This is a genomic window from Streptomyces sp. NPDC005794 (assembly GCF_042871445.1).
Classification (GTDB): Bacteria; Actinomycetota; Actinomycetes; order Streptomycetales; family Streptomycetaceae; genus Streptomyces.
Map to the genome: position 1 here is coordinate 39,701 of NZ_JBIAIN010000005.1, position 24,695 is coordinate 64,395.

Here is a 24,695-nt window from a genome sequence, read left to right on the forward strand (position 1 = left end):
CCCGTTCTCCACGCGCTCGTCGATCCTCGTCGGTCAGGCCGGAGCCGGCCCCGTGCTCGCGCGCTCCGTCAGGACGGGTTTCAGCAGTTCCACTTCGTCCGTGCCCCGGCCGGCGAGCTTCGCGACCACCTGTTCCACCGCGCGGCGCCCCATCTCCTGCGCCGGAATGGCGACGGAGGCGAGTCGCACCGAGGCCTGGGTGGCCACCTGTTCGGGGCAGACGGCCACGACGGACACGTCCTCGGGCACGGCGCGCCCCTGCTGCTGGAGCAGGTTGAGCAGCGGCTCGACCGCGGCCTCGTTCTGGACGATGAACCCGGTCGTCGCCGGCCGTTCGTCGAAGATCCGGCCCAGGGTGCCGGCCATCGCGGCGTACCCTCCCTCGCAGGGGCGGTGCAGGATCCGCACCCCGGCCTCCCGTGCCTTGGTCCGTATGCCGTCCACGGTCCGTTCGGCGAAGCCGGTGTGCCGTTCGTAGACGGCGGCCGCTTCGCCGATCACCGCCACCTCGCGGTGACCGAGGCCCGCGAGGTGTTCCACGCAGAGTGCCCCGGTGGCCTCGAAGTCGAGATCCACGCAGGTGAGCCCCGAGGTGTCGGCAGGCAGGCCGATGAGGACGGCGGTCCGCCCGGAGTCACGGAGCAACGGCAGTCGCTCGTCGTGCAGTTCGACGTCCATCAGGATCATGGCGTCCGCCAGCGAGCTCCCCGCGATCCGGCGGACGGCCGCCGGGCCCTCCTCGCCGGTGAGCAGCAGGACGTCGTATCCGTGGATCCGGGCGCTCGTGGCGACGGCGATGGCGATCTCCATCATCACCGGCACGTACATGTCCGTGCGCAGCGGCACCATCAGCGCGATGATGTTGGATCTGCTGCTGGCGAGGGCACGCGCGCCGGCGTTGGGGTGGTAGCCCAGCTGCTGGATACTGCGCTCCACGCGTTCCCGGGTGGAGGCCGAGATCGACCGCTTGCCGCTGAGGACGTAACTCACCGTGCTCGCGGAGACTCCGGCGTGCTGGGCGACCTCGGCAAGCGTGACCATTCGGCTTCTCCCCTACAGATGGCGACCACAAGGGAGAGCGGGTGAAGCACTTCGACAGCGCCTTGCTGTGCTCCCCTTCGCACTCTGACATGCACAGACACCGTGGAGCCTAGACTCGCTCACAGGCACTGTCCAGAGTAGGAGTCGAAGCGCTTCGACCGCCGGGTGCCACTCCTGCATACCGTGACTCAGGATGCCGAGGGTGTCCAGCCTGCCAGCCAGTCGGCGGTCTCCTGCTGCGCGGCCTGGGAGTCGCTGAGCTGCGGCCGGTTACTGCTCGCCGAGCCGGATCCGGGCCCGGTGTTCCGGTACTCCGCGAAGCGGTCGTCCCTCCAGGAGAAGCCGCTCATGTCCGTCCACGGGTCGGACTTGATCGCTGAGCTCAGGGTCGTGCCGCGGAACGTGGCCATCGGGTCGAGCGAGGCGTCACCGCCCGCGTGCCACGGCCGGCCGAGGTAGAAGGACGACGCCGAGACATCGCCGTCGACGGTCGAGCCGGTGATCAGGAAGCCCTTCCGGTCGGCGGCCGTGCTGGGCGCGGCGATGTAGCCGGCGGAGCTGCCGTCCCAGCGCTTCTTCAGGGTGATGACCGACTTGTCGATCACGGCGGTGGCGCGTCCGAAGATGAAGTCGACGTTGCCGATGACATAGGAGTTGGACATGTACACGCGGCCGAGCGTCGCCTTGGAGGCGGTGTCGAGCAGCAGGGTGTCCTGGTCACCGGTGACGATCACGGAGTCGAGGAAGACCTTGTCCGCGGCGGTGCGCAGGGCGACGGCCTGGAGTCCGCTCATGTTCTGGTTGGCGGCCTCGTCGAAGTCGTTGGAGATCGTGAGGTTGCGGGCCTGGAAGCCGTTGGCCTCGGCCGCTACGGTGGCGCTGCCGCTGGTCCCGTAGGGGCCGGAGCCGTCGGGCTTCTGGGTGCCGGAGGCGTTGTTGTAGACGATGACGGTGTCCTTGCGGCTGGAGCCGCTGCCCTGGAGGGTGACGTTCTGCTTGGTGGAGGGGATCTTCACCAGTTCGCGGTAGGTCCCCGGCTTGATGGAGACGACCACCCGCGCCGTGTTGCCCGCGGGGATCGCGTTCACCGCGGCCTGCACCGAGGTGTACTGCCCACTGCCGTCCTTGGCGACGGTGAGGGTGGTCGCCGCCGCCGCGCCGGACGCCGCCCCGAACGTCTGGAGGAGGGCGACGGCCAGGACCGCGCTCGCCCCTGCCGTCAGTGCCCTGCGGGGTCCGGGCCGGAGGGCGGTACGTCGTCGCTTCGCTGCCATGGTGTGGTCCATTCGGTCGGGAGCGGGAAGAGGTGGGGTTCCGGGGAGTAGTCGCCACGGCCACCCCGAAGGTTGCCGGGGTGGGCGCGCCACATCCGGGCGCGTCACATCCGCCGGAACCGGGAGTCCCGCACCCGGACAGCGGTTCCGGGGCCCGCCGAGCGGAGCACCACGTCGAGGGCGCGGGCGGGGTCGGCGGCGTACACATTGCTGAACCAGGCCATGTTGGCCTCGACCACCGCCCACCGCCCGTCTCCCGCGTCGCCGGCTCCGCGCATCAGCCCGACGTCGAGCACCACCCCGCTCGGCAGGGTGTCCGCATACGCCTCGGCCAGCCGCCGGGCGAATGCGCGTACCGCGGGCTCGTCGGCGTGGCCCGCCAGCGGTGCCACGTCGAGCCGGCCGAAGGTGGCGTACTGCGAGCCGGTCCGTATCTCCCCGTCCAGCAGATGGAGCCGGAACTCCTTGACCCAGGTGACCACTTCGCTGACCTGGACGAGTGGGTCGTCCTCGGTTCCCGAGGGGGCGGGCAGGGCGCTGCCGTCCGCGTGGACGGCGGCCGGGAAGCTCTTGTCGGTGGGCGGCTTCACGAAGAGGGGGCCCTGTGCGCGGCGGGCCTCGCTGAGCGGTACGCACCGGACATGGCGGCCGGTGAACGCGTACGGCAACGCGTCGAGCCAGTCGTCGGCCGGCTCGAGGAGGGCGGTTCCGAGAAGGGCGGCCCCAAGGCGGCCGACAGCAGAAGCCGCGAAGAGCGGACCGCCGTAGTAGTACGCCCGGGTGCCTGCCGGCGGCCGCACGGGGGCTCCGTCGCGCGGCAGAACGGTCACGTCCATGCCGCGCTCACGCGCCGCGCCGGCCAGCAGGGCGGCTGTGGTGGAGCGGTGCGGGGCGAGAGCGAGGAGATCAGCCATGCCGCCGCAGCTTACGGGCGCCGGGGCCGTGAGCTGCGGCGGACCTGGGTCAGGCCGGGGTGAGCTTCCACTGCTGGCAGGTGTTGTTCAGCCAGGTCCACTGCCGGACGTCGGCTCCATCGGCTGTCGAGCAGTCCGCCACGTCGGCGACCTTCCCGGTGGCCTGGTTGACGATGCGCACCCAGCCACCGGCCTCGGTGGTGACGAAGCGGAAGCGCTGGCAGGTGTTGTCGAGCCACGACCACTGCCGCAGGTCGGCACCGTCGGCCGTCGAGCAGTCCGCCGTGTCGAGCACCTTGCCCGTCGCGACGTTCACCAGCCTGCTCGTGTCGTCCCCCCTGTCGTCGATGCGCCACCGCTGCTTGGCACTGCCGTCGCACGTCCACTGCCGGACGTCGGCCCCGTCGGCGGTCGACGCACCGCTCACGTCGAGGCACTTCCCGGTGGCCCGGCTGACCACGGTGTACGCCGTCGGGGTCGCCGCCGTCTCACCGGAGGGCCCCGCCGGTGTCGTACCGAGGGCGACGGGCGTGCCCAGGTCCGGGGTGCCGTCGGAGTTCCAGCTGAACTTCTGCGCCCGCGCCGTACGCCCGTTGTCACAGCCGTCGGACGCCGAGTCGTTGGCGTGGTAGACGATCCAGCTCTCCGTACCGTCGGGCGAGGTGAAGAAGCCGTTGTGCCCCGGACCGTAGACCCCGGCGGCGTTGTTCCGCTGGAAGACGGGGGTGGACTTCTTCGTCCAGGAGGACGCGGAGAGCGGGTCGGAGCCGGTCAGCGTGAGCTGCCCCAGCTTGTAGTCGGGGGTCCAGCAGCCGCTGGCGGAGTAGACGATGAACGTCTTCCCGCCCCGCTGGAGCACCTCGGCTCCTTCGTTGACCGCGCCTCCCGACTTCTCCCAGCCGTAGGTGGGCGTCGAGATCGTCGAGAACGAGCCGCTGAGCGTGTACGGATTCGACATCGGTGCGATGACGAGATTCTGCGTCCCGCCGCCGCTCGCACTGCCCAGCAGGTACGTGGACCCGCCGAGCGTGAGCACGCTCGGGTCCAGCATCCAGCTGCCGCCCAGCTGGTTCTTGTACGTGTACGGCCCCGTCGGGTCCGCACCCGTGCTCTGCAGCACATGCACGCGCTGCGTCGGGTTGTAGTCGGTGATGTCCTGGCCGGCCACGTAGTACAGGTACCAGCGTCCGCCCGAGTAGTGCAGTTCGGGTGCCCAGATGTTGCAGCAGCGCGAGGCGGCGTCGCCCTGCCACACCTGCACGCTCGGCGCGGTGGCGAGCCCGGCCAGCGTCGGCGACTTGCGCATGGTGATGACGTCGGTCCAACTCGTCGAGACCAGGTAGTAGTTGCCGTCGTGGTACGAGATCCAGGGGTCGGCCCCCTTCTGCGCCTTGACCGGATTGGTGTAGGGGCGGCCCTCGGCAGCCGACGCCGACGTCGGCTGCCCCAGGGCGAGCGCCAGCAGCAGGGCGCTCAGCAGGGTCAGTAGGCGACGGGCCATCCGCTGCTCCAGTTCAGGAGGTTGACGCCGAGCTTCGGGGCGCCGTTGTCCTGGCCGTCGTAGTAGTGGTAGACGAGCAGGTCGCCGTCGGAGTCCGCCAGGATCGACTGGCCGCCGGGGCCGATGTAGCGGCCGTGCGACTCCATGACGGGCGTGCCGCCGTTGCTGAGCATGCTGACGCCGTTGCGGTCCTTATAGGGCCCGGTGACGCTGGTCGCCCTGCCCACCTTGATCTTGTACGTCGAGCTGGTACCGGCGCAGCACGTGTCGTACGAGGCGAAGAGGTAGTAGTAGCCGTTGCGCTTGACGATGGAGGGCGCCTCGACGGCCTTGGTCCCGGTGGGGCGGGAGGCGAGCGAGCGACGGGCGGTGTCCCCGGCGTACTGCTTGCCGGTCGACGGGTCGATCCGGATCATCTTGATCCCGGTCCACCAGGAGCCGAAGGAGAGCCACCACGTGCCGTCGTCGTCCACGAACAGGTTGGGGTCGATGGCGTTGTAGTCGCTCGACGAGCTCGACGTGTAGACGATCCCGTAGTCGCTCCAGCTGCCGGCCTGGCCGGTGGTGGAGGCCGCCAGGCCGATGGCCGACGTGTTGGAGCCGAAGGACGAGACGGCGTAGTACATCAGGTACTTGCCGCCGTGGTACGAGATGTCCGGGGCCCAGGGGTCGGACGCGGAGGAGTAGTTCTTCCACCAGCTCGGCTTGGTGGTGAAGGCGTTTCCGGAACGGCCGAAGGCGGTGCGGTCGGTGGAGGTGCGGAGCTGGAGGCCCTCACCGGTCGAGTAGAGCAGGTACTGGCCGGAGGAGCTTCGGATCATGCTGGGGTCGTGGACGACGATGTCGCCGTTGACCACACCCGGGTTGGGGTAGGCGGACGCGCTGCCGGGCACGAGGGCCAGCAGGAATGCGACGGGGAGTACGGCGAGGCTTCTCCTCAGAGTGCGGCTCACGAGGAAACTCCTTGAAGGTCGGGGATGGGGGGTGCGCCCCGCAGTCGCCACCGCTCACCGCATCGGTTGCCACGCGCCACCCACTTTCTTCGAAAAACCGGACGCCGTCCGTGATGTCGAACACCGATGCGGCAAAGGGTAGTTGTGCCGCCGGACGAGGCGGATCCGGACGCCGGACGTGCGTGAGTCCCGTACGTCCCAGTACATCCGGCCCGGGAGCCCTCCCCCGCCGACCGCGCCCTCAGCCGTGGAGCAATCGCGAGCTTCAACCGCGGGAACCGTCCGGACAGCGCGGGCAGCGCGATGCCGGCCTCGACCCGGGAGAGCCCGGCCCCGGGGCAGATGTGGGGCCCGTGACCGAAGGTCATGTGTCACCTGGTCGCCGACCCGGATGTCCTCGGTGGCGAACCGCATCAGCAGGTGGGTGGTGGGCGTGTCCCAGCGCAACGTCTCCTCGATCACCGTCTCCCACGGGATCTCCCCGTCCAGCACCTTGCGCAGCCGGCCGGGGTGGGCGAGCGCCTGCCCGGAACTTGGCGACGGCATGGCCACTCCGGACCGCCAAAGGATTCCGTGATTCCGAGGTTCCGGGGTTCCGGCACGAGCGGGGTGGACAGTGACCCGCGCCCATGTTCTTATGCTGCACGTCGCCTGAATTTCCAACGTAGTACAAGCGAGCCCCTCCGAAGTGACGCATCCTCACCGCCCGGCCCGCACCACCCCCTGAGAACGTCCCGACACCTTGCCACGCACCTCGCCCGACAACGTTGTCGCTCACGAGAAAGGCCCTCCGCCCTCATGGTGCGCACCATCCGCAAGCTCTCCGTCGCCCTGACCGCCGCCGCCCTGCTGGCCGGCTTCGCGCCCTCCCTCGCAGGTGCCGAGCAACCGGCGCCCTCACCGTCGGCCGCCGCACCGGCGCCGAGCACGGCCGAGGCGGGGAACCCGCTCGTCGAAGGGTGGTACGCCGACCCGGATGTCGCGGTCTACGGCGACCGCTACTGGATCTTCCCGACCACGTCCCGCAGTTACAGCGAACAGACCTTCATGGACGCGTTCTCCTCGACGGACATGGTGAACTGGACCAAGCACCCCAAGGTGCTGGACATCGCCGACGTCTCCTGGGCCAAGTACGCGCTGTGGGCGCCGGCTCCGGTGTTCCGCGACGGGAAGTACTACCTCTACTTCGCCGCCAACGACATCCAGAACAACTCCGAGCACGGCGGGATCGGCGTCGCCGTCTCCGATCGCCCCGACGGCCCGTACAAGGACGCCATCGGCGGTCCGCTCATCTCCCAGTTCCACAACGGCGCCCAGCCGATCGACCAGGACGTCTTCATCGACGACGACGGTCAGGCGTACATGTACTACGGCGGATGGGGCCACGCCAACGTCGTCAAGCTCAACCCGGACATGACCAGCCTCGGCACCTTCCCCGACGGATCGACGTACAAGGAGATCACCCCGGAGAACTACGTCGAGGGCTCCTACATGTTCAAGCGCAACGGCACGTACTACATGATGTGGTCCGAGGGCGGCTGGACCGGCCCGAACTACTCGGTGTCGTACGCGATGTCGGACTCCCCGACCGGCCCGTTCAAGAAGATCGACAAGGTGCTGGCGCAGGACTCGGCCGTGGCGCGTGGCTCCGGGCACAACTCGGTCCTCAACGTGCCGGGCACCGACATCTGGTACATCGTGTACCACCGCCGCCCGCTCAGCGAGACCGACGGCAACCACCGGGCCCTGGCCTACGACCGGATCCACTTCAACGAGGACGGCACGATCCGGCCGGTCACCATGAAGGTCAACGACAACTTCGACGACGGCAACGCCGTCGGGTGGCGCACCTACGGTGACGCCCACTGGGCGCCGAAGAACGACGCCTACTCCGCCGCCTCGGCCACCGGTGGCCTGGCCCTCCAGGACACCGACTTCTCCGACCTGATCTACGAGGCCGACGTGACCCTGCGCCACGGCCGCAGCGAGGCGGGCCTCGCCTTCCGCGTCACGCAGCCGGGTACCGGCACCGAGGGCTTCCACGGCTACTACGCGAATATCGGCCCGAACGGCCTGGTCCTCGGCAAGGCGACCGGCGACGAGCGGACGCCGCTGGCGACAGCGCGGCTGGCGGGGGCGGTCGGCAAGACCCACCGGGTGAAGGTCGAGGCGATCGGCTCGTCCCTCAAGGTCTACGTCGACGACATGGCCAAGCCGAAGATCAGCACGACGGACACCGGTTTCGCCTCGGGCGCCAACGGCGTACACATCGACAGGCTGTCACCGAAGGCCGGTGCGACGGCACCGGACAAGCCGCAGGCACGCTTCGACAACGTCTCGATCCGCTCCAACGTGTTCAACTTCGAGGCGGCTGACGCCCCGAACCGGTTCATCCGGCACGCGTGGAGCCGCGGCCGGATCGACCCCGACGTCACGCCGTACGCCGACATGCAGTGGAAGGTCGTCCCCGGGCTGGCGGACCCCTCGGCGGTGTCGCTGGAGTCGGTCAACTTCCCGGGACACTTCCTGCGGCAGCGCGACGGAGAGGTGTGGATCGACGCCCGCGCCGACGAGGCCGGCTACCGCGCGGACGCGACGTGGCGACGCGTCCCCGGGCTCTCCGACCGGTCACTGGCGTCCTTCGAGTCCTACAGCGAGCCCGGCAGCTACCTGCGGCACCGTGACGCGCTGCTGTACGTCGAGGACATCGCCGCCGACGACCGGCCCGAAGCCACCTTCCGGCCGTGGTGACCCGATGAACCGGTGAGGCGGTCCGGCCGGGCGGTGCGCCCGGCCGGACACCCTTTTCATCGGATGGTGCGAGTCTGCCGGGAGACGGTGAGGTCCGCAGGGCCTTGTGGGCTGTCAGGCCGTCCGGCATGATCGCGAGCATGACGAACAACCGAAAGGCCCATGCCGCGTAGACGGCCCGGCGCGCTTCGCGCCGAAGATCCGGTCCCGCCCGTCTGGACCCCTTGGACCGATCGAATTCCCGGGCTGTCCGAGCGCACCTGTGCCGCGATCCGGCGCACGGAGCGTGAGCACGGTGACTCCTGGGCCGGACTGTGGGACGGAGCCGTGGAAGCCGCGCTCCGGCACTACCGGGCGTTCCTGCGACAGCCCGGCCGGTACCTGGACCTGTGCTTCCCGGTCTCTCCCCATCCGGAGTCCTCGCTCGTCGACGTGGCGAACGCTCGGGACATTCTGCAAGAAGCGTTGCGTTCGCTTCCACAGCCCTCCCGCGCCGAACTCGGGCTGGTGGTGGCGTGTCTGGACGCAGAGTTCCGCCGCCGGACCTTGCCCGATCCGCACGCCTACCGGCGGCTGCACCGGCATGGCGAATGGTGGCATCGACGCCTCTACGACGGTGTATTCCGGTGGTGAGGGGCTGCAGCCCGACCATTTCCCGCCTCAACTCCGATGAGGCAGGGCGACAAGCGACCAAGATTTCCGCGAAACACCGCGCCGGCCCATGGCATGAGGGAAACCGCACAGGTTGCAGAGATCACGCCGTCCGTCCCGGCCCGTACGCATATTTCGCATCGCGACTGCACGGGCTGATCGCAGTGGGGTGGCGCCCCCCACTCCTTTCCGGGTTTCGCAATCTTTCCGACATGCTCGAAGATGGGTTGAACAGAAGTGAATGATACCGCCCGGATGTTACGTCAGGCTGCTGCTTCCGGAGACACACATCGGGTCGCCGGGATACTGGCGTCGGGCGTTTCCGCCGACCTGCGCGAAACCGACGTGGCCCGCACCGCCCTCGATCAGGCCGTATGGAACAACCATCCCGACGTGGTGCGCGTTCTCCTTGCTGCCGGGGCTGCCCCTGATGCCGAGATGGGCGAGTTCCGTGAGACGACCGCGCTGCGATATTCCGCACCGAGAGGCATGCGCGAGGTCGCTCAACATCTTCTCGACGCGGGTGCGAACCCCAACGGCCGAGCCGATACCGATCAGTACACACCGCTGATACTCGCTGCCGCACAAGGTGAAGTCGACATGGTGGAACTGCTGCTGGATCGTGGCGCTTCCCCTGATTTGACAGTGGAACCACAGTTGGTCGCGGGTGTTGCCGAGAAGCTCGGAATTTCGACAAGAGCGAGCCCTTTGTCCAGTGCGGCCTGGAGTGGGCACGTGGAGACAGTGCAACTTCTTTTGGCGAGAGGAGCGAGGCCGGACTTCGAAGTACTTGACTCCGTGACGAGGGGCATGGCGAGAGCCGAAACGGATCCCTCTGTTCACCACCGTGGCAGCCTTCGTGCATTCACCTTGATCAGGGAGCTTGTCGAGCAGGCACGGAAATTACCATGAGTGAGGTCTTTCAGCGTGGCAACCGATCGGATGACAGGGCCGTGGCCACGACGGGCAGGGCTCCCGTGCCGTCAGGGGAGGCGTGCGAAGTCCCAACCCATCGGCGCGGAAGCCTTGTTGGTCCCACATCGTGCCGCACTCGACCTGCCGCACGCCTTGGTCGAGTGGGTCACCAAGGGGCGACCGCATGAGCCGCGGCTCCACCGTGGATCGCCCCCGAACCGGAGTGGCACAGAATTGTGGCTCGCGGGATCATCACGGTCCACCTCAGCATGCGCCTCGACCGGGAGCCGGTCCCACAGAGCGTTCCCCATGCCCGTATTGAACCCGACGGGCTCGCGGGCGACGACGGCCTTTTCGGATCACCTCTTGATCATCACGATCCGTTCCGCGCTCGGACCACGATCCGCCCAACAGGCGCGGGAGGACGTGATGTTCGACGCGATGCCACGGGGTCGGCATGCCCGTTCGGGACTGGACCTGATCATCCGCAGAATCCGCCGATCACCCGTCGCACACACGAAAGAGGGCTTCGATGAGGAGAGAGCCGGTCTCCGAGGAATCAATCGCCGAGGCACGGATACGGTCTCGCGACCAGCCGGCCACCGGGCTCCCCGAACTGGCCCGGCCCCTGCTGGCGTTCGGATGGCGGATCGATCGCGCGAGGCCCTCGGAGGGCCTCCCCTACTTCGAGGAGGCCGCGGCGATCTACCGGGGCCTTCTCGCCGACGGGTCCGATGAACACCTCGGACCCGCAACGCATGCGATCCATGCACTCGGCCGGTGGTATTCGCTCGCGCATGCCGACGATCGCTCTCTGGCGGCGAAGGAGGAGGCAGCCTCGCTCGCCCGGCAGTTGAACCGGCACCGCGAGGACACCCGGAAGGAGACAAGGATCCTCGGCGCATCCGCACACGGCCTCGCCGAGGCCGGGCAGTTCGCGCAGGCCGTGACCGCTCAACGCGAGGTGGTTGACATCTACCGCGCTGCGGAGGATTCGAGGGACGTCTCGTGGCCCTCCGGTGTGGTGTGGTCGCTCCTCGATCTGGCGATCTACCTGGACCTGGCCGGGCAGACCGACGAGAGTCTGGAGATCGAACGTGAGGCGCTCCGGATCAAGCGCCGCACGACCGAAGATGAACCACGGGGACTCTCCGGACTGGTGATCTGGCTGGCGGGGGTCTCACCCCGTTTCAGTGAGACCGGGCATCCACGGGAGGCGGAGGCACTCCTGGACGAGGCCGTCGTGGTCTGCGACCGGCTTCCGCCCGTCGGCGACTGCAACAACTTCGGGTTCGACCAGGGCGTGCAGGCCGCACTGTTCGCCAGATCCGGTACCCGCGACGAGCGGCCCGTCGTCGGCGGGGCATTCCCGATCGGCGTCAGCCCGGATCTCCGGGCTCTCCAGCCAGTGCACGGCGTGAGCTTCGACTGGTGGGCCCACAGCGTCCGACAGACCTACCGTGTGGGAGGGAAGGCCATCGACGACGCGATAGCCACGACAGGGGATCGGTCCGCACTCGATCCCGCGGGGTCGGCCGAGCTCGGGACCCTCCTGCGTCGCCGCAACATCCGCCGATCGGTTACCTTCGACCATCTTTCGCAGCATTTCATCGAGCAGGTCATCCCCGCCCTGGGCGAGAGCGTCGATCTCGAACGCCGACTCGCTTCCGCTCGTCCGGAAGACGGGCCTCGGCGCTTGATCCGCTCTCTGACGGACCAAGCCGTCGGGCACCTCGTCGCCGGTTCGTACTCGGTGGCAGGTGACACCCTTCGTGAAGCCCGCGACCTCTGCGCAACTACGGAAGGCCGGGACGCGTTACCCCTGGTCGAGGCCGAAGCGGGCAAGCAGGTCCCCCGCTCGCCGCGGGAGGGGGCCGAGTAGAGCGGCGGCGGAATACTTGCGGACTCCCCTTGGGCGAACCTGGCTGAATCAACTCCCGCTGTGGGAGAGGGGCTCCCGCAGCGCCGTCCCACCGACGGCGGGACGGGCTTCCCCTGCACGCCCGCCCTTCGCCGGGCACCGGTATACGCTGCCTGATCATGCGCATACCAGCACGCGGATCCGCCGTCGGCGCCGCCGCTCTCGCCACTGTCCTCCTTGCTGCGGTCACCGGTTGCTCGTCCGGGCCCGACGACGGTGACGGCGGCTCCAAGCTGCTCACAGAGCTCGGGGCTCTCGCCGGCGACAGTGGGAAGAAGCAGGTGACCTTCCTCGACGCCGCCCGCGTACGGGAGCTGAGCAAGGGCGACTCGAAGCGGTTCACCTCCGTCGCACAGCCGGCCAGCCCCCTGCTGAATCCGTACCAGCCCCTGGGACAGCAGTTCGAGGTGACCTGGATCAGCACCGCGATCGACACCAGCGAGGCCGGGCACTGGGTGGGTTCGTTCGACGCACCGGCGATCACCAAGTCGCTGAAGTCCAGCGGTTACACGCGGAGCGAGAAGGACGGCCAGGAGGTCTGGACGCACCCTGGGGACACCGGGGCCACGCTCCACGTCTCGGAGGACGAGATCTCCTATTCCACCCGGGACTCCGACCCCATGTCGGCCGTCGACCCGGAGGACGGTTCGTCCCTGGCCGACGACGAGACGTTCCGGCGCGCGGCAGAGTGTTTGGGAGATGTCTACCGTGCGGACTTCAACCCGCTCGGCTCCTCCAACCCGGTGCGCCTGGCAGCCCTGGGCCAGCAGGCATCCTCCGCCGCCAAGAACACCGAGATCCTCTGCTTCGTGGTCAAGGACGACGCGGCGGCCCGGAGCCTGGAGACCGAGCTGCGGGCGATCGTCCGCGCCGAGTCACCGAAGTTCGACGGCACGAAGGTGACCGTGGAAGAGGGCGACCAGCCCTTGGTGCGGGCCGTCGTCCCTGACAGCGCCACTCAGCGGCCGGGGCGGCTGGTCCTCAGCGACGTGGAGCTGTGGATGGCCACCGCCCAGTAGCCACGGAATCGCCGGCAGCAGATCGGCAAGGGCACAGTGAACGGCGAGCCCAAGCGAAGCTGTCCCCACTGCCGGCGGGGTGGGACAGTCACTTCGTACAGGAGTCGATGCCTGACGGTTCGGGCGGGCTCCGGCCATGACTGAAAGCCCGCCCTCAGGTGCGGAGCCGCACGGATTCCGGCTGCGCACGCCTCACAGTCACCTTTGGTGGGCCGCCGGCCCGCACGCGCCACGGACACAGTCCCGTCCCATGCCGTGCGGGCCGAGTCTGCGCTACATTAAAGACGAGACGAGACGTCTCGCCTTGACTGCGTGACGTCTGACGCCTGTCCCTCACAGGAGGAGCACCATGGACCACTTCATCGACGCGGCTCCCGGCGTGCGTCTGTGGGCGGAGGATCGGGGTTCCATCGACGCCCCTCCCCTGCTGCTCATCATGGGCGCGCAGGCCTCCGGCCTTGGCTGGCCGGACGAACTGGTGGACGCGCTCGCTTCGCACCACCGGGTGATCCGCTACGACCACCGCGACACCGGCCGATCCACCTGGGCGTTCGACCAGCAGCCGTACGCCGTCACCGACCTCGCCGAGGACGCGGTCACGGTCCTGGACGGCCTGGGCATCGACCGCGCCCACGTCGTGGGCATGTCCCTCGGCGGAATGCTCGCCCAACTACTCATCGCCGACCATCCGGACCGCCTGCTCAGCGCGACCCTGATCGGGACGTCCGCGCTCAGCACCACCCCGTACGTGCAGCCTGACGGCACACGCGTCCCGCCCGAGGAACTTCCCGGCATCGCTCCCCACGTGCTGGAGATCTGGGCCCGGCCTGCCGAAGAACGGGGCCCGGAAGGTGAGTTGGATGCCCGCGTCGACCACTGGCGGGCACTGGCAGGCGACCAACTCCCCTTCGACGCGGAGAGCGCCCGCGCACTGGAGCGGAGGATCATCGAGCACACCGGCCACCACAACTCCAGTACCGCGCACGGCCGCGCCGACAGTTCCGGCATGCTGCGCACCGAGGAACTGGCGAGGACCGACGTGCCCACCCTCGTGATCTCGGCCCCGGCCGAACCGGTCTTCCCTCCCCCGCATCCGCAGCATCTCGCCCAGGTGATCCGCGGGGCTCGCACGGTCGAGATCCCCGGAATGGGGCACGCGCTCCCCCGCGAAGTCCTCGCCCCGCTCACCGCCGCGATCCTGGCCCACACCGACGTCGAGGACCACGCCCGCGCCCGGGACCGCACTGCCGGACGCTGACGCAGGGCCCCGCCCCCTGATGACAGCGCGGCCACACGCTTTGCGCCGAGGCACAGATCACCGTTCCCGGCGCCACTATCCCTTCCTCCCGCAGTCCAGCAACATCGCTGCGGAGCCGGTCTCCGGTGAGGAATCATGCTGTTCATGGCTCAGCTCGAAGCGCGCGAAGTGCCGCTGCACAAAGTCTTCTGCAGTGACTACGACTTCCGAATCCCGGACTACCAGCGTCCTTACGCCTGGCAGACCGAACAGGCCCAGCAATTACTCGCCGATCTCGAGGAAGCCCTCCTCCGGGGCGACGGCGAGCCCTACTTCCTCGGCTCCCTGGTACTCGTCAAGGACAGTCGCGCCGCCGAGGCCGATGTCATCGACGGTCAGCAGCGGCTGACAACCCTGACCATCCTGCTGGCCGTCCTGCGTGACCTGGCTCAGCAACCCGATGTGGTGACCAACCTCGTGGCGATGATCGCCGAGCCCGGGAACACGGTTCTGGGACTGAAGGCCAAGCCTCGGCTCACTCTTCGTCCTCGAGATGCCGACTTCTTCCACCAGCACATTCAGACGTCTGATTCCATCAGGACCCTCCTGGAGCTGAACCCCCACAATCTGAGGACCGACGCGCAGAGGGCCGTCCAGGCCAACGCGCGGGTCCTGCACACCACCCTGGCTGCCTGGACCGACGATCAACGTCTCGCGCTGTGCAAGCTGATGGGCGTCCAGACCTTCCTCGTCGCTGTCAGTACTCCTGACCTGGACAGTGCCCACCGAATCTTCAGCGTCATGAACTCCCGAGGCCTTGACCTGTCGCCTGCCGACATCTTCAAGGCGCAGATCATCGGAGAAATCAATGAGCAGGCGTCGGAAACCTACGCCAGGCGGTGGGAGGACGCGGAGGAGAGCCTGGGACGCGAGGAGTTCTCCGACCTGTTCTCCCATATCCGCATGATCTTCTCCGGTGAGCGGGCCCGGCAGGAGCTGCTCAAGGAATTCCAGACGCAGGTCCTCTCCCACTACAAGGGCGGGCGGGCCGAGGAGTTCGTCGACGAGGTACTCGTTCCCTATGCCGAGGCCTCTGCGGTGATCCGCGACAAGACATACGCGGCCGGAGACGGGTCGCCGCAGGTCAATCTATGGTTCCGCCGACTGCTGCAGTTGGACAACAACGACTGGCAGCCGGCCGCGCTGTGGGCGCTGCGGTCCCATGGGGACGATCCCGTATGGCTCGGCTCGTTCCTCCGGTTGCTGGAGCGCCTCGCGGCAAGCATGTTCGTCCGGCGCGTCTACACCACTCCTCGTGTGCTCCGGTTCGCCGAACTGCTGACGGAGCTGACCAACGGATTCGGCCTGGAGGCCCCTGCCCTCCAGCTGACCGAAACCGAGCGGACCGAGACTCTGACCCGGCTCGACGGCGACGTCTACCACGAATTGAGGACGCGCCGTTTCATCCTGCTGCGACTCGACGAGTTGGTGGCCGAGGACGACATCGTGGCCACGTACGAAGCTCCCCGCATCACGGTCGAACACGTACTCCCTCAGAATCCCGGGACACAGTCGCAGTGGCTCGCGGACTTCACGGTGGACGAGCGGAAGAAGTGGACGCACAGGCTCGCCAACCTGGTGCTGCTCAGCCGTACGAAGAACTCCCAGGTCCAGAACCTCGACTTCACCGCGAAGAAGGAGAGGTACCTCAGGCGGGGCGTCGTCACCTTCCCCCTGACCACACAGGTGCTGGGGCAGGACACGTGGACACCTGAGCACTTGGAGAAGCGGCAGACCGAACTGCTCGGCCTGCTGGCCGAGGAGTGGCGCTTGTAGACCGGGTCCCATACCTCGGGCCCGCCCAGCATCCGCATGTGCGAGTACAGAACCGAATCCGGAGGATGGGCGACCGCGACCTGCCTGTCGGTCACCCAGGGTCTTTGAGAAGTGCCGAGGTGGGTGGTTCGCCTGCTGAGTGCCGGATGTGACGGCTTGTCGACTTCTGTCGGAGCGCCCCCTGGATGCAGAACAGGCATGGCCGCTGGTGATCATGTGGGTGTCGAGTCCGTATGAGCACCGAGCGAGTCCATGCCTGCGCACCCATCTTCCCGCATGCCGTCATGCCTTCGGCAGCTGGGGGACGCCTCCGGCCCAGCCCTGCTGGAGACTGCTACTGACCTGCGGAGTTATTAGGCCACGGTGCCTGATCCACGGGCCCGTCGCGGCATCCGTCACCCATGGAAGGCCCTGCTCACCGCTGGGGCCGCCGCTGTTCTGGCCGGCGCCGCCTCGGTCACGGCGATCGGCGAGTGGGTCGCCGACGCACCGCAGCGCGTCCTGGCCTGCTGGGCTTCCGCCCCGACCCGTTGACCGGCCTGGTCCGCCCGCCTCATGCCACGACCATCCCCCTCGTCCTGGCCGCTGTGGACGGTAACGCCCTCGGCGATCTCGTCGATGCGAAGAGCATGATCGACGCCAATCCCCGCGCTCAGAGCCGAAGCCGCCGAAGCCAGCAGAGACTCACTCACTCACCTCCCCGGCAACGAATCCCCAGCGGTACTCTCCAAGCCAGTCGGCAGGGACGAAGTATCGCCGTCCCTCCTGGACATCAGGATGCGCCTCACCGAGCTACCCGAGGCCACCGACGCCTACTGGGCCGTACCCAGGAACGCCGAGGAACGAAGCGAGTGGATCGCGGCGAACAAGGACATCATCGCCGACGCGGCCCATCGCTCCGGCCTGCCGACCGACATGGTGGCGGGCATCGCGTGGCAGGAGGTCGGCGGACCGTGGGGCTGGATGGACGACGGCGTCGACACCGTCCGCGGACTGGCCGAGGACGGCTGGTTGTACGTCACCCCGGAGAACCTGCCCTCCCAACTCGGCGGCACCCTGGACGAGACATCCTTCGGCCCCATCGCCATCCAGGTGAGACAGGCCGCGAAGGTCCTCGGATACGCCCCGGCAAACCTCACCGATGGCCAACGGGACACCATCGAGGCCTCACTCCAGGACCCGGGCCAGGACAGCTTCATCGCCTCCGAATACCTGGCGATGCGCAAGGGAGAGAGCGGCTTCGCCGACGTACCGGCGGACGAGATGACACGAGAACAGCGCCAGGAACTCGCCGCCCGCCACAACGGCGGCCCCTCCTACAGGATGAAAACGACGTCACCCAGCCCCTCGCCCTGGTCGACGGGATCCCTCCCGTCGCGGGCCGCCCCGGCCGGCCCCGCCGCAGGCCCCGACGCCCTGCTCGGGGACAAGGGCTACGACTCCAACCCAACCGCGACGAGCACCGTCACCGGCGGATCCCGCCCGTCATCTCCCGCAAGGAATCACCCAATATCAAGGGCCTGTGCAAGCTCCGCTACGTGGTGGAGCAGACCTTCGCTCTGCTCCACCACTTCAAACGCCTCGCCGTCCGATGCGAACGCCGCACCGAACTCCACGACGCCGCCTCAAGAAGGCCCGATCATGATCGTGTTACGAGCTCTTTTCGAGGTTCAGCCCTGTGGAAGTGGTCACAGGATTTTGATACCGGACACATGTGCCGCGTTCGACGGCTTGTATACGGTGTTCCGCTTGATTGACACCGTGGACCCGTTGATGTCGTAGAAGACGACGTCGTTGTTGCCGGTGGTGATTCGGCTCAACCAGACGGAGCCGAACTCCCACGTGCCGCGATTCGCGAAGCAATCGGTGAAGGAAATCCCGAATTCATCGTGTCCCTCGACCTTCAGGTAGCCTGCCCCGTCCCGGCAGGTAACCCGGTCGATGGCATAAGCGTTGCCGGCTGGTACGGCGACAGTGAGAGCGACAGCCGCAGCAATTGCCGCGGCGGAGGATGATGCTATCTTCCTCATGTGCGTCATTTCGTTTCTTCCCGATCAGCGAGTGTCGAATTGCGCGGTCACATCACGGGGCAAAACTTCTTCCCCGTGCCTTCACTCAGGATCACTCACGGGCCCCTATTGCGTCACTGTGATTCTTTGTGTCGACCGAAATTAATCATCGAATGTCCTGAAAGTTTCGACATGGCCGATAAGCTGTTATCGGTGACCTGAATTCGCGCTTGAGGCGCGCAACGCGATCATGGAGCTGATTCCAACCTGTCGTCGGCGTCCGTCGGTTGAGCGGCTCCGCAACGCGATGAAGCGGTCACAGAGCCGCGATGAAAGTCAGGGTCTTTTCGTCAGGTGAGTCCGCGGGCGGTGAGGGGCCGCGAGTGGTCGCGGGCGGTGCGGCGGAGGGCTGCGGCGATGTTGGTGTGGCCGTCCTGGCGACGGGTGCCGATGGCGAGGTTGCGCAGGCCGGCCATGACGCGGGGCAGGTTGCGAGTGCGGACCTTCGAGGCGTCCTCGCGGAAGGTGCGGTCGCGGACATGGTGCAGCTGGTTCTCGATGCGCCAGTGGCCGCGGATCCAGGCCGCGAGTTCGATGCCTTCGGCCGCTCCGGGCGGCAGGCTCGTGACCAGGTAGATCCGCTCGATCGTCAACTTGCCCGTGCCCAGGTCACGTCTCCAGCGGACGGCTTGGAGGACCTGGCGTGCCTGCGGGTAGTCGAGGTGGGCGAACGAGGCCGTCCTCAGACGGCGGATCTCGTCGTGGTGGTGGCCCCGTCCGTGTTCGTAGTGGTCCAGGCGGATGTCACGCCAGGGCAGGCGGCGGACCTTCTCTTGGAGAGCGGGGTGGTTCCGCTTCAGGACGGCCGGATAGTGACCCCGCTTCCGTGTAGGTAGGCGGCGTGGTCGTGCTGGGTGTACAGGGCGTCCGCTGTGATGACGGCACCGGTCAGGTCGATGCCGTCCAGGAGCGGGGCGAAGGCCGGAATCTCGTTGCTCTTGCCGTCAATCTGTCGTTGGGCGATAACCTGTCCGCTGTGAGTCATGGCGGCGATCAGGGCGGTTGCCGTCCGCCCGGTGGTGCGGGAGCCGCGGAGTGTCTTGCCGTCGACGGCGATGACCTTTCGTCCCGAGACCGGGGCCTTGCGTTGCTGGAGGAAGGCGCCGATGGCGCGGTCGAGGGCGTTACCGTCCACAGCGGCCAGGACGAGGCGGATGGTCGTGGCATGAGGCGGGCGGACCAGGCCGGACCCCCTTGGGCTTCGGGGCTTGGGCGGCGGGGCCGTGACCGTCGCGGTCTTCGTCACGGTCACCGTCGGTCCCGGCACGTCGACCGGCTTGACGACGTCTCCCCCTCCCCGGAGGGTTCGACCGATTTAGTTCGGCACGGACTTCACCGAGGAAAACGTCTGGAAGCCGTTCAACAAGACTACGGAAGACCCCAAGGTCCGTGCGGCGGCCGTCGTCAACGGCGAGGCCAACTTCGGCAAGATCTTCGACCGGCTGTCGCCGACAACATGGCCGACCGCATCGAGGCGACCGCCGGCATAGGGCGTCAGCACTTCGGCCCAAACAAGAGCTTCCGGTCCAACCTGGACCGCAGCGCACGCCGGGCCGCGTGGCGGATGATCCGCCGTGTGGAGAACGTGGACGAGGAGTCCCGTACGGACGAGGGTCCGTCGCGCACCGATACGGTGCGCGACGGACCTTTTCACGTACGTTACTCAGCCAGCGACAAGCCCGACGAACCCGGCCCACGCACCGGGTCCCACGGTCAGCACGGGGCCGTTGCCCTGCTTCGAGTCGCGGATGTGCACGCGGGTGGCTGCGGCAACCTCAACACAGTCGCCGCCCTCAGCCCCGCTGTAACTGCTCTTACGCCGGGCGACCTCGACGCACTCGCCGCCGTCACCGGTGCTGTGACTGCTCTTCCGCCAAGCAACCTCCAGGCACTCGCCACCGTTCCCGGTGCTGTAGCTGCTCTTGAACCACGCCAAATCGAGGGTTGCCAGCCTGGTGGAGTGAATGGTCATTTCTCTCCCAGAAGTTTCTCGATGAACTCCGAGGACTCACGAGGAGTGAGAGCCTGTGACCGGATGATGCCATAGCGGGCTTCAAGCTCGCGGACCGCTGCACGGCCCGTGTAGAGACGGCTGTCTCCCTGCACTTCGGCATAGGCGATGCGCTGCCCTTGTGCGGTGCCGATCAACGTGAACGGCCCTCCGATTGCCGCATGATCCTCTCGATCCAGAGGCATCACCTGCACTTCGACATTGCGCTTCTCACCAAGGTGCAGCATGCGCTCCAACTGACCGTACAGCGTTGACCGGCCACCGATCGGCCTGCGGAGTACGGCCTCATCCACGATGAAGCTCAACAGCGGCGCCGGACGTCGGTCGTAGATCTCTTGCCTGGCCAGCCGAGCAGAGACCCCTTGCTCAATGAAATCGTCGTCAAGCAGCGGACGTTCCTGCTGGAATCCCGCCCGTGCATACTCTGGCGTTTGCAACAGACCCGGCACCGCATACAGGCCATACACACAGAGGGCCACCGCCCTCGTCCCCAACCGCGCAGCGTCCCGGAAGAACGCCGGGTACTGCGACCGCGCAAGCTCCTCCTTCAACGCCACCAACAGCCCACCGGCCCCCGTCACCTCGTCCGCCTTGTCGACGAACACCGGTTGCGGAATCCACCGCCCCTGCTCGAACGAGGCCACCGACTGCGCCGCGTATCCCACCCGCCTGCCGAACTCCACCCGGTCCAGCCCCGCCCGCAACCGCAGCAGCTTCAGCTGCTTCCCGAACGCGACCGCAAACCCCGTTCTCCGACTTACCCTCCGGTTGCGTCCCCGGCGAGAGCTGCGCGCCCTCCCCCGTACCCGCGTCCGCGCTCAACTCGTCCTGCGTCATCGCCACCGCCTGTCCCACGTACGCACACGCCTCGACCTGTCGCGTACAACCAACCAGCGAAGGGCGGCACTTCGAGGCGCCGCCGCACCGAGGAGGCCCGGCAGGAAGGCAGCACCCGCCTCGGCTCGTCCCACTTGGGCACCGTAACGAGCCGTTCGTTCGCGCGCGCAACTTTCCAAGCTGCCTTCCATCGAAGAAGTGGTTACCCCCGCACCGGAGGGCTCGGCGCTCGGGACCCAAGCGCCGAACTTCAAGCGACGGAAGCGGGTCGTTTCACTCGTTGGGGGTACGGAATCGATGGCCGAGCCCGATGCTTGAGCTTCGGGACACAAGGTTCGGGATGCGAGCTCCGGGATTCGAGCGATGTTGTTCACCCGGTAGGTAAAAGAAGGGGTTTGGGAAACCTCCCCACCCTCCCTAACCCGTCACGGCCAGCTGATATGACTAAACGTGATCAGCTTGCGGCGCTCCGTCACGCCTGCTTACGGTGCCCCCAACGAATCGACCCCGACGCGGTGCAGCAAACACCAGGCCGGGGTCTCACCCCAAGATCGAACGGAAGACGATCTCGTGGCTACCGAGCACCCTAGCCCTGCCCTTCGCGCACCCGCATCCTCGCGCCCGTACGCGAAAGCCCGCCCCGGCTACGGCAAACGAACCGCATCAGGCCAACGCGCGCCCCATGCGGACGACTTCGCCCTGATGCCGGAACGCGAGCGGTACATCGCCGGTTACGTCGACCGGCTCCCCGACGGCGCGGCGATGGACATCAAGTCGCTCGCCAAGCACCTGCCGCTGTACGGCCAGATGGCTGTCTCCAGCGCGTTGAAGGCCCTCGGGGTGGCCGGGCATCTGCGGCGCGTACGCTGCCTGGCCGGCGAGGGGAGCCAAGTTCGCTGGGTCTCCCGCACCTACTGGTCCCGCACCGCCCGGGACAACGAGTGGTGGGACGCGTTCCTGAACACCGAGGGCAGCCACCCCGCACCGGAAGCGACGCCCGCTCCCCCGCCTGCCGACACCGGTTCAGAGGCCCCGGCCCCGGCCTCGCCCCTGCACGCGACCGCATCAACGACGGCCCCGCCCGAGCCCACCGCGCACCCGGCCTCACCCCCGGAAGCCCCCGCACCCACGACACCCGTCGTGCCCGAACAGCGCGCGCAAGCGACGACGCCCCCGGTCGCCGTCTCCCCCGCGTACCTCGCCTTGGCCGAACTCGGCCGCAAGGACGCGCGCCTGGCGCTCTCCGCAGCCGACTGCCGCGCCCTGGAGCCGCTGGCCGCCACCTGGTTCACACGCGGCGTGGATGCGGACTACCTCACCCAGGCCCTCACGGCGGGCCTCCCCGCGCAGGTCGGTTCCCCCGTCGGCCTCGTACGCCGCCGTCTCATCGACAAGCTGCCGCCGCAGATCACCAGCAGCCCGGCCCCTGCCACGGCCGTCACTCCCGGACGTCGCCTCCTCGCGGAGTGCACCGAATGCGGTCGCCCCGGCGCACCCGAAGCCCTCCCGGACGGCCTCTGCCGCCCCTGCCGCGCCACGGCGTCGGACGCCACTCCTGCGGCTCCTGCGGCGCCTGCCGCTCCGCCCGCCGAACGCGACGTACACGCACTGGTCAGCCAGCTCCGCGACCTGACGCGGCTGCCCTGACCACCACGCCACCGCAGACGGCGGGCAGCACACTTCGGCGCACGTCACTTCCGGGGGTCGACCAGCACCTTGGTGTGGCTGCTCCTGCCCGAGTCGAGCTCTTCCAGCATGGAGCCGAGGTCGGACAGTCCGATAGTGCCCGTGTGCAGCGTGGTGACGTCGAGGCGCTTCCCCGCGATGGCACGCAACGTCCCCACGAAGTCCTCGTGGTTGTAGGCCAGTGAGCCGATGACGGTGAGTTCCCGGGTCTGCCAGTCCGCGTAGCTGACGCTCGACTCGGCCATGGGATAGCCGAGGAGACTGAGGGTGCCACCGCGCCGGACCAGCTCCGCCGAGGGCTGCAGCAGGGATGGAACCCCGGTGCATTCGAAGAGCACGTCGGCGCCCAGCCCGTCAGTGATCTCCGTCAGCAGCGCTGCGAGTTCCTCCGGAGCCACCACGTCGCGGAAGCCGAGCTTCTCGGCCGTGGAGCGGCGTGCAGCCGACGGCTCGGACACGAGGACCCGTCCGGCGCCGGCGTTGCGCGCGTGCTGGGCGGCCAGCAGGCCGATCGGCCCGGCGCCCTGCACGACGACGACCGAGCCGAGCTCCATGGCCGTACGGCGTACCGCGTGGAAGGTGACGGTCGCGGGTTCCACCAGAGCCGCCTCGACGTCGGTGACGCCTTCCGGCACGGGGATGACCCGGCGCGCCGACACCCGCACCTGTGCCCCGAAGCCCCCGTGCGCCGGAGCCGCCTCGTCCACGCCGTTCGCCTCGGCGAACACCAGCTCGCACTGCCGCGCGTGACCGGCCGCGCACTGGCGGCACCGGCCGCATGCGGGCCCGACCCCGCCCACCACGCGCTGTCCGACGCTCAACCCGGTCACCTCGCCGCCGACGGCGCTGATCACGCCCGTCCACTCATGACCGAAGACGGCCGGCGGCAGCATGTGCCCGTCGGTGTACCCGTGGACATCCGTGCCGCAGACGCCGCAGTACGTGATGTCGACGACCACACCGTCCGGTGCGGGCCGCTCTTCCGCGCTCTCGGTCACCTCCTGCAGTTCCCGCGGCCCGGACACCCGCACATACCGCTCTTCAGCACTCATGACCAGCACTCTCCTCAAGACCCAGCGCCGGAACTCTCGCTGATTCCGGCAAACACCAGTTATCCAACATCATCACGACAAGAGGCGAGAAGAAGCCCCCCGTCGCGGCAAGGCGGGTGCGCTGTGGGGTGGGCGGCAGAGACGTTGACGGCAGGCCGGGACCTCAGAGGCCGCCCAGCTCGGCCGCGAGGTCCGGATCGCGCATGCCGGGGAAGGCGTAGCCCTCGGCCTCGTCCCACGGGACGTCGAGGTCGTCCATGTGCACGCGCCACTCCGCGCCCGGCAGCGCACGGCGCAACTCGCTGACCGAGCGCAGCACATGGTCGAGCACCAGCAGTGCCTTGTCCGGATCGAACGTCATCTTGGTGGACCCGGCAACCAACTCGTCCGGTCGGCTGTCATCGCTGGCGTAGAGGTACAGGCTTTCCTGGTCCTCGTACGGGAAGGACGCGATATGGGCGGCAACAATGCGCTCGACAGCGGCCGTCTCGGCATCTGTCAGCGGCGTGGCCCGGTTCGCACAGTAGTAAAGGGAGACGCTCATGCCCTGAGCGTACTGAGGGGGTCTGACAGAGCCGCCCGGCAACGGACCGGCCTGTGGTGGGATGGTGCCGTGAGCCGCACCGTGGAAGACACCAACCGCCGTATGCTCCGAGCACGGGACGCTATGGACCGTGCGTACGCGCAGCCGCTGGATGTGCCGGCACTGGCCCGAATCGCCCACGTCTCCCCGGCGCACTTCGCCCGTACCTTCCGCGCCACCTTCGGCGAGACACCGCACCGCTATCTGCAACGGCGCCGGGTCGAGCGGGCGATGTTCCTCCTACGGGAGAGCGACAGGAGCGTCACGGACATCTGTTACGAGGTCGGCTTCGGCAGCACCGGAACCTTCAGCCGCACGTTCAGCGACATCGTCGTCCGGTCGCCGCGGACGTACCGCAAGGAAGCGGTGTCCACGGGCGTGCCCACCTGCTTCACGAAGGCGTGGACGCGGCCGAGTGCCTGAGCGCGCCTATGCAGCCGGGCC

23 protein-coding genes and 2 pseudogenes are annotated in these 24,695 nt (G+C 68.1%); 12 read left to right on the plus strand and 13 right to left on the minus strand.

What is annotated here, in order from left to right; genetic code table 11:
• Window positions 1-33: 33 nt before the first annotated feature.
• The 6 genes and pseudogenes from ACFYQ5_RS09445 to ACFYQ5_RS09470 form a co-directional block, all read right to left on the minus strand.
• On the minus strand, window positions 34-1,041 hold the full coding sequence (locus ACFYQ5_RS09445) for a LacI family DNA-binding transcriptional regulator (protein ID WP_389195471.1): 1,008 nt from the start codon (window positions 1,039-1,041) through the stop codon (window positions 34-36).
• 188 nt (window positions 1,042-1,229) lie between these two features.
• Window positions 1,230-2,315, minus strand: coding sequence for a pectinesterase family protein (locus ACFYQ5_RS09450; protein WP_389195473.1), 1,086 nt, complete (start codon window positions 2,313-2,315; stop codon window positions 1,230-1,232).
• 104 nt (window positions 2,316-2,419) lie between these two features.
• Window positions 2,420-3,229: an ATP-grasp domain-containing protein gene (locus ACFYQ5_RS09455; RefSeq protein WP_389195476.1), complete on the minus strand. Its 810-nt coding sequence runs from the start codon at window positions 3,227-3,229 to the stop codon at window positions 2,420-2,422.
• 49 nt (window positions 3,230-3,278) lie between these two features.
• Window positions 3,279-4,730, minus strand: a complete 1,452-nt coding sequence (locus ACFYQ5_RS09460) for a family 43 glycosylhydrolase (protein ID WP_389195478.1) — start codon at window positions 4,728-4,730, stop codon at window positions 3,279-3,281.
• Window positions 4,712-5,683, minus strand: a complete 972-nt coding sequence (locus tag ACFYQ5_RS09465) for an arabinan endo-1,5-alpha-L-arabinosidase (protein WP_389195481.1) — start codon at window positions 5,681-5,683, stop codon at window positions 4,712-4,714. Before ACFYQ5_RS09465 ends, ACFYQ5_RS09460 begins: the two co-directional genes overlap by 19 nt.
• A 254-nt stretch (window positions 5,684-5,937) precedes the next feature.
• A pseudogene (locus tag ACFYQ5_RS09470) lies at window positions 5,938-6,202 on the minus strand (cytochrome P450); the annotation flags it as partial.
• A gap of 279 nt (window positions 6,203-6,481) precedes the next feature.
• Between ACFYQ5_RS09470 and ACFYQ5_RS09475 the strand changes: the two are divergent.
• The 9 genes from ACFYQ5_RS09475 to ACFYQ5_RS09515 all read left to right on the plus strand — a co-directional run bounded on the left by ACFYQ5_RS09475 (window position 6,482) and on the right by ACFYQ5_RS09515 (window position 17,795).
• Window positions 6,482-8,434 carry a family 43 glycosylhydrolase gene (locus ACFYQ5_RS09475; protein ID WP_389195484.1) on the plus strand — a complete coding sequence of 651 codons (1,953 nt, stop codon included), beginning with the start codon at window positions 6,482-6,484 and terminating at the stop codon, window positions 8,432-8,434.
• 327 nt (window positions 8,435-8,761) lie between these two features.
• The gene (locus ACFYQ5_RS09480) at window positions 8,762-9,067 is read left to right on the plus strand and encodes a hypothetical protein (protein WP_389195487.1); all 306 of its coding nucleotides are present in this window, start codon (window positions 8,762-8,764) and stop codon (window positions 9,065-9,067) included.
• Between the two features lie 255 nt (window positions 9,068-9,322).
• Window positions 9,323-9,997: an ankyrin repeat domain-containing protein gene (locus tag ACFYQ5_RS09485; protein ID WP_389195490.1), complete on the plus strand. Its 675-nt coding sequence runs from the start codon at window positions 9,323-9,325 to the stop codon at window positions 9,995-9,997.
• A 535-nt stretch (window positions 9,998-10,532) separates the two neighbouring features.
• Window positions 10,533-11,882, plus strand: a complete 1,350-nt coding sequence (locus tag ACFYQ5_RS09490; RefSeq protein WP_389195493.1) for a tetratricopeptide repeat protein — start codon at window positions 10,533-10,535, stop codon at window positions 11,880-11,882.
• Between the two features lie 158 nt (window positions 11,883-12,040).
• On the plus strand, window positions 12,041-12,940 hold the full coding sequence (locus ACFYQ5_RS09495) for a hypothetical protein (protein ID WP_389195495.1): 900 nt from the start codon (window positions 12,041-12,043) through the stop codon (window positions 12,938-12,940).
• Window positions 12,941-13,289: 349 nt separating this feature from the next.
• Complete coding sequence (locus tag ACFYQ5_RS09500) at window positions 13,290-14,198, plus strand: alpha/beta fold hydrolase (protein WP_389195498.1); 909 nt, start codon at window positions 13,290-13,292, stop codon at window positions 14,196-14,198.
• Window positions 14,199-14,342: 144 nt separating this feature from the next.
• Entirely contained in the window at window positions 14,343-16,013 is a 1,671-nt protein-coding gene (locus ACFYQ5_RS09505; RefSeq protein ID WP_389195501.1) for a DUF262 domain-containing protein, read from the plus strand.
• A 363-nt stretch (window positions 16,014-16,376) separates the two neighbouring features.
• Window positions 16,377-16,547 carry a transposase family protein gene (locus ACFYQ5_RS09510; protein ID WP_389195504.1) on the plus strand — a complete coding sequence of 57 codons (171 nt, stop codon included), beginning with the start codon at window positions 16,377-16,379 and terminating at the stop codon, window positions 16,545-16,547.
• A 243-nt stretch (window positions 16,548-16,790) separates the two neighbouring features.
• Entirely contained in the window at window positions 16,791-17,795 is a 1,005-nt protein-coding gene (locus tag ACFYQ5_RS09515) for a hypothetical protein (protein WP_389195506.1), read from the plus strand.
• Here ACFYQ5_RS09515 and ACFYQ5_RS09520 read toward each other — a convergent pair.
• The 3 genes from ACFYQ5_RS09520 to ACFYQ5_RS09530 form a co-directional block, all read right to left on the minus strand.
• A complete protein-coding gene (locus ACFYQ5_RS09520) occupies window positions 17,702-18,052 on the minus strand; it encodes a beta/gamma crystallin domain-containing protein (protein WP_389195509.1) in 351 nt (116 codons plus the stop codon). The genes ACFYQ5_RS09515 and ACFYQ5_RS09520 overlap by 94 nt on opposite strands.
• Window positions 18,053-18,372: 320 nt before the next feature.
• Entirely contained in the window at window positions 18,373-18,882 is a 510-nt protein-coding gene (locus ACFYQ5_RS09525; protein WP_389196406.1) for a hypothetical protein, read from the minus strand.
• On the minus strand, window positions 18,879-19,334 hold the full coding sequence (locus tag ACFYQ5_RS09530; RefSeq protein ID WP_389195512.1) for an ISAs1 family transposase: 456 nt from the start codon (window positions 19,332-19,334) through the stop codon (window positions 18,879-18,881). Before ACFYQ5_RS09530 ends, ACFYQ5_RS09525 begins: the two co-directional genes overlap by 4 nt.
• A gap of 67 nt (window positions 19,335-19,401) precedes the next feature.
• Between ACFYQ5_RS09530 and ACFYQ5_RS09535 the strand changes: the two are divergent.
• A pseudogene (locus ACFYQ5_RS09535) lies at window positions 19,402-19,676 on the plus strand (hypothetical protein); the annotation flags it as partial.
• Between the two features lie 69 nt (window positions 19,677-19,745).
• Here ACFYQ5_RS09535 and ACFYQ5_RS09540 read toward each other — a convergent pair.
• Both ACFYQ5_RS09540 and ACFYQ5_RS09545 read right to left on the minus strand, forming a co-directional pair.
• Window positions 19,746-20,054 carry a DUF397 domain-containing protein gene (locus tag ACFYQ5_RS09540; RefSeq protein WP_389195515.1) on the minus strand — a complete coding sequence of 103 codons (309 nt, stop codon included), beginning with the start codon at window positions 20,052-20,054 and terminating at the stop codon, window positions 19,746-19,748.
• Complete coding sequence (locus tag ACFYQ5_RS09545) at window positions 20,051-20,797, minus strand: DUF5753 domain-containing protein (protein ID WP_389195518.1); 747 nt, start codon at window positions 20,795-20,797, stop codon at window positions 20,051-20,053. The genes ACFYQ5_RS09540 and ACFYQ5_RS09545 overlap by 4 nt, the downstream gene beginning before the upstream one ends.
• 703 nt (window positions 20,798-21,500) lie before the next feature.
• Here ACFYQ5_RS09545 and ACFYQ5_RS09550 point away from each other — a divergent pair.
• Window positions 21,501-22,577, plus strand: coding sequence for a MarR family transcriptional regulator (locus ACFYQ5_RS09550; protein ID WP_389195521.1), 1,077 nt, complete (start codon window positions 21,501-21,503; stop codon window positions 22,575-22,577).
• A gap of 44 nt (window positions 22,578-22,621) precedes the next feature.
• On the opposite strand, the gene ACFYQ5_RS09555 is transcribed toward ACFYQ5_RS09550, so the two are convergent.
• Both ACFYQ5_RS09555 and ACFYQ5_RS09560 read right to left on the minus strand, forming a co-directional pair.
• Complete coding sequence (locus ACFYQ5_RS09555; protein ID WP_389195524.1) at window positions 22,622-23,668, minus strand: zinc-binding dehydrogenase; 1,047 nt, start codon at window positions 23,666-23,668, stop codon at window positions 22,622-22,624.
• A gap of 163 nt (window positions 23,669-23,831) precedes the next feature.
• Complete coding sequence (locus ACFYQ5_RS09560; RefSeq protein ID WP_389195526.1) at window positions 23,832-24,212, minus strand: hypothetical protein; 381 nt, start codon at window positions 24,210-24,212, stop codon at window positions 23,832-23,834.
• A 102-nt stretch (window positions 24,213-24,314) separates the two neighbouring features.
• On the opposite strand from ACFYQ5_RS09560, the gene ACFYQ5_RS09565 reads away from it, so the two are divergent.
• Window positions 24,315-24,674, plus strand: a complete 360-nt coding sequence (locus tag ACFYQ5_RS09565; protein ID WP_389195529.1) for a helix-turn-helix domain-containing protein — start codon at window positions 24,315-24,317, stop codon at window positions 24,672-24,674.
• Window positions 24,675-24,695: the final 21 nt, after the last annotated feature.

Excerpts from the sequence above, each read along its gene's own strand:
- ACFYQ5_RS09445 (WP_389195471.1), bottom strand. The coding sequence starts at position 1,041 with ATGGTCACGCTTGCCGAGGTCGCCCAGCACGCCGGAGTCTCCGCGAGC.
- ACFYQ5_RS09450 (WP_389195473.1), bottom strand. The coding sequence starts at position 2,315 with ATGGCAGCGAAGCGACGACGTACCGCCCTCCGGCCCGGACCCCGCAGG.
- ACFYQ5_RS09455 (WP_389195476.1), bottom strand. The coding sequence starts at position 3,229 with ATGGCTGATCTCCTCGCTCTCGCCCCGCACCGCTCCACCACAGCCGCC.
- ACFYQ5_RS09460 (WP_389195478.1), bottom strand. The coding sequence starts at position 4,730 with ATGGCCCGTCGCCTACTGACCCTGCTGAGCGCCCTGCTGCTGGCGCTC.
- ACFYQ5_RS09475 (WP_389195484.1), top strand. The coding sequence starts at position 6,482 with ATGGTGCGCACCATCCGCAAGCTCTCCGTCGCCCTGACCGCCGCCGCC.
- ACFYQ5_RS09490 (WP_389195493.1), top strand. The coding sequence starts at position 10,533 with ATGAGGAGAGAGCCGGTCTCCGAGGAATCAATCGCCGAGGCACGGATA.
- ACFYQ5_RS09495 (WP_389195495.1), top strand. The coding sequence starts at position 12,041 with ATGCGCATACCAGCACGCGGATCCGCCGTCGGCGCCGCCGCTCTCGCC.
- ACFYQ5_RS09500 (WP_389195498.1), top strand. The coding sequence starts at position 13,290 with ATGGACCACTTCATCGACGCGGCTCCCGGCGTGCGTCTGTGGGCGGAG.
- ACFYQ5_RS09505 (WP_389195501.1), top strand. The coding sequence starts at position 14,343 with ATGGCTCAGCTCGAAGCGCGCGAAGTGCCGCTGCACAAAGTCTTCTGC.
- ACFYQ5_RS09515 (WP_389195506.1), top strand. The coding sequence starts at position 16,791 with ATGCGCCTCACCGAGCTACCCGAGGCCACCGACGCCTACTGGGCCGTA.
- ACFYQ5_RS09520 (WP_389195509.1), bottom strand. The coding sequence starts at position 18,052 with ATGACGCACATGAGGAAGATAGCATCATCCTCCGCCGCGGCAATTGCT.
- ACFYQ5_RS09540 (WP_389195515.1), bottom strand. The coding sequence starts at position 20,054 with ATGACCATTCACTCCACCAGGCTGGCAACCCTCGATTTGGCGTGGTTC.
- ACFYQ5_RS09555 (WP_389195524.1), bottom strand. The coding sequence starts at position 23,668 with ATGAGTGCTGAAGAGCGGTATGTGCGGGTGTCCGGGCCGCGGGAACTG.
- ACFYQ5_RS09560 (WP_389195526.1), bottom strand. The coding sequence starts at position 24,212 with ATGAGCGTCTCCCTTTACTACTGTGCGAACCGGGCCACGCCGCTGACA.
- ACFYQ5_RS09565 (WP_389195529.1), top strand. The coding sequence starts at position 24,315 with ATGCTCCGAGCACGGGACGCTATGGACCGTGCGTACGCGCAGCCGCTG.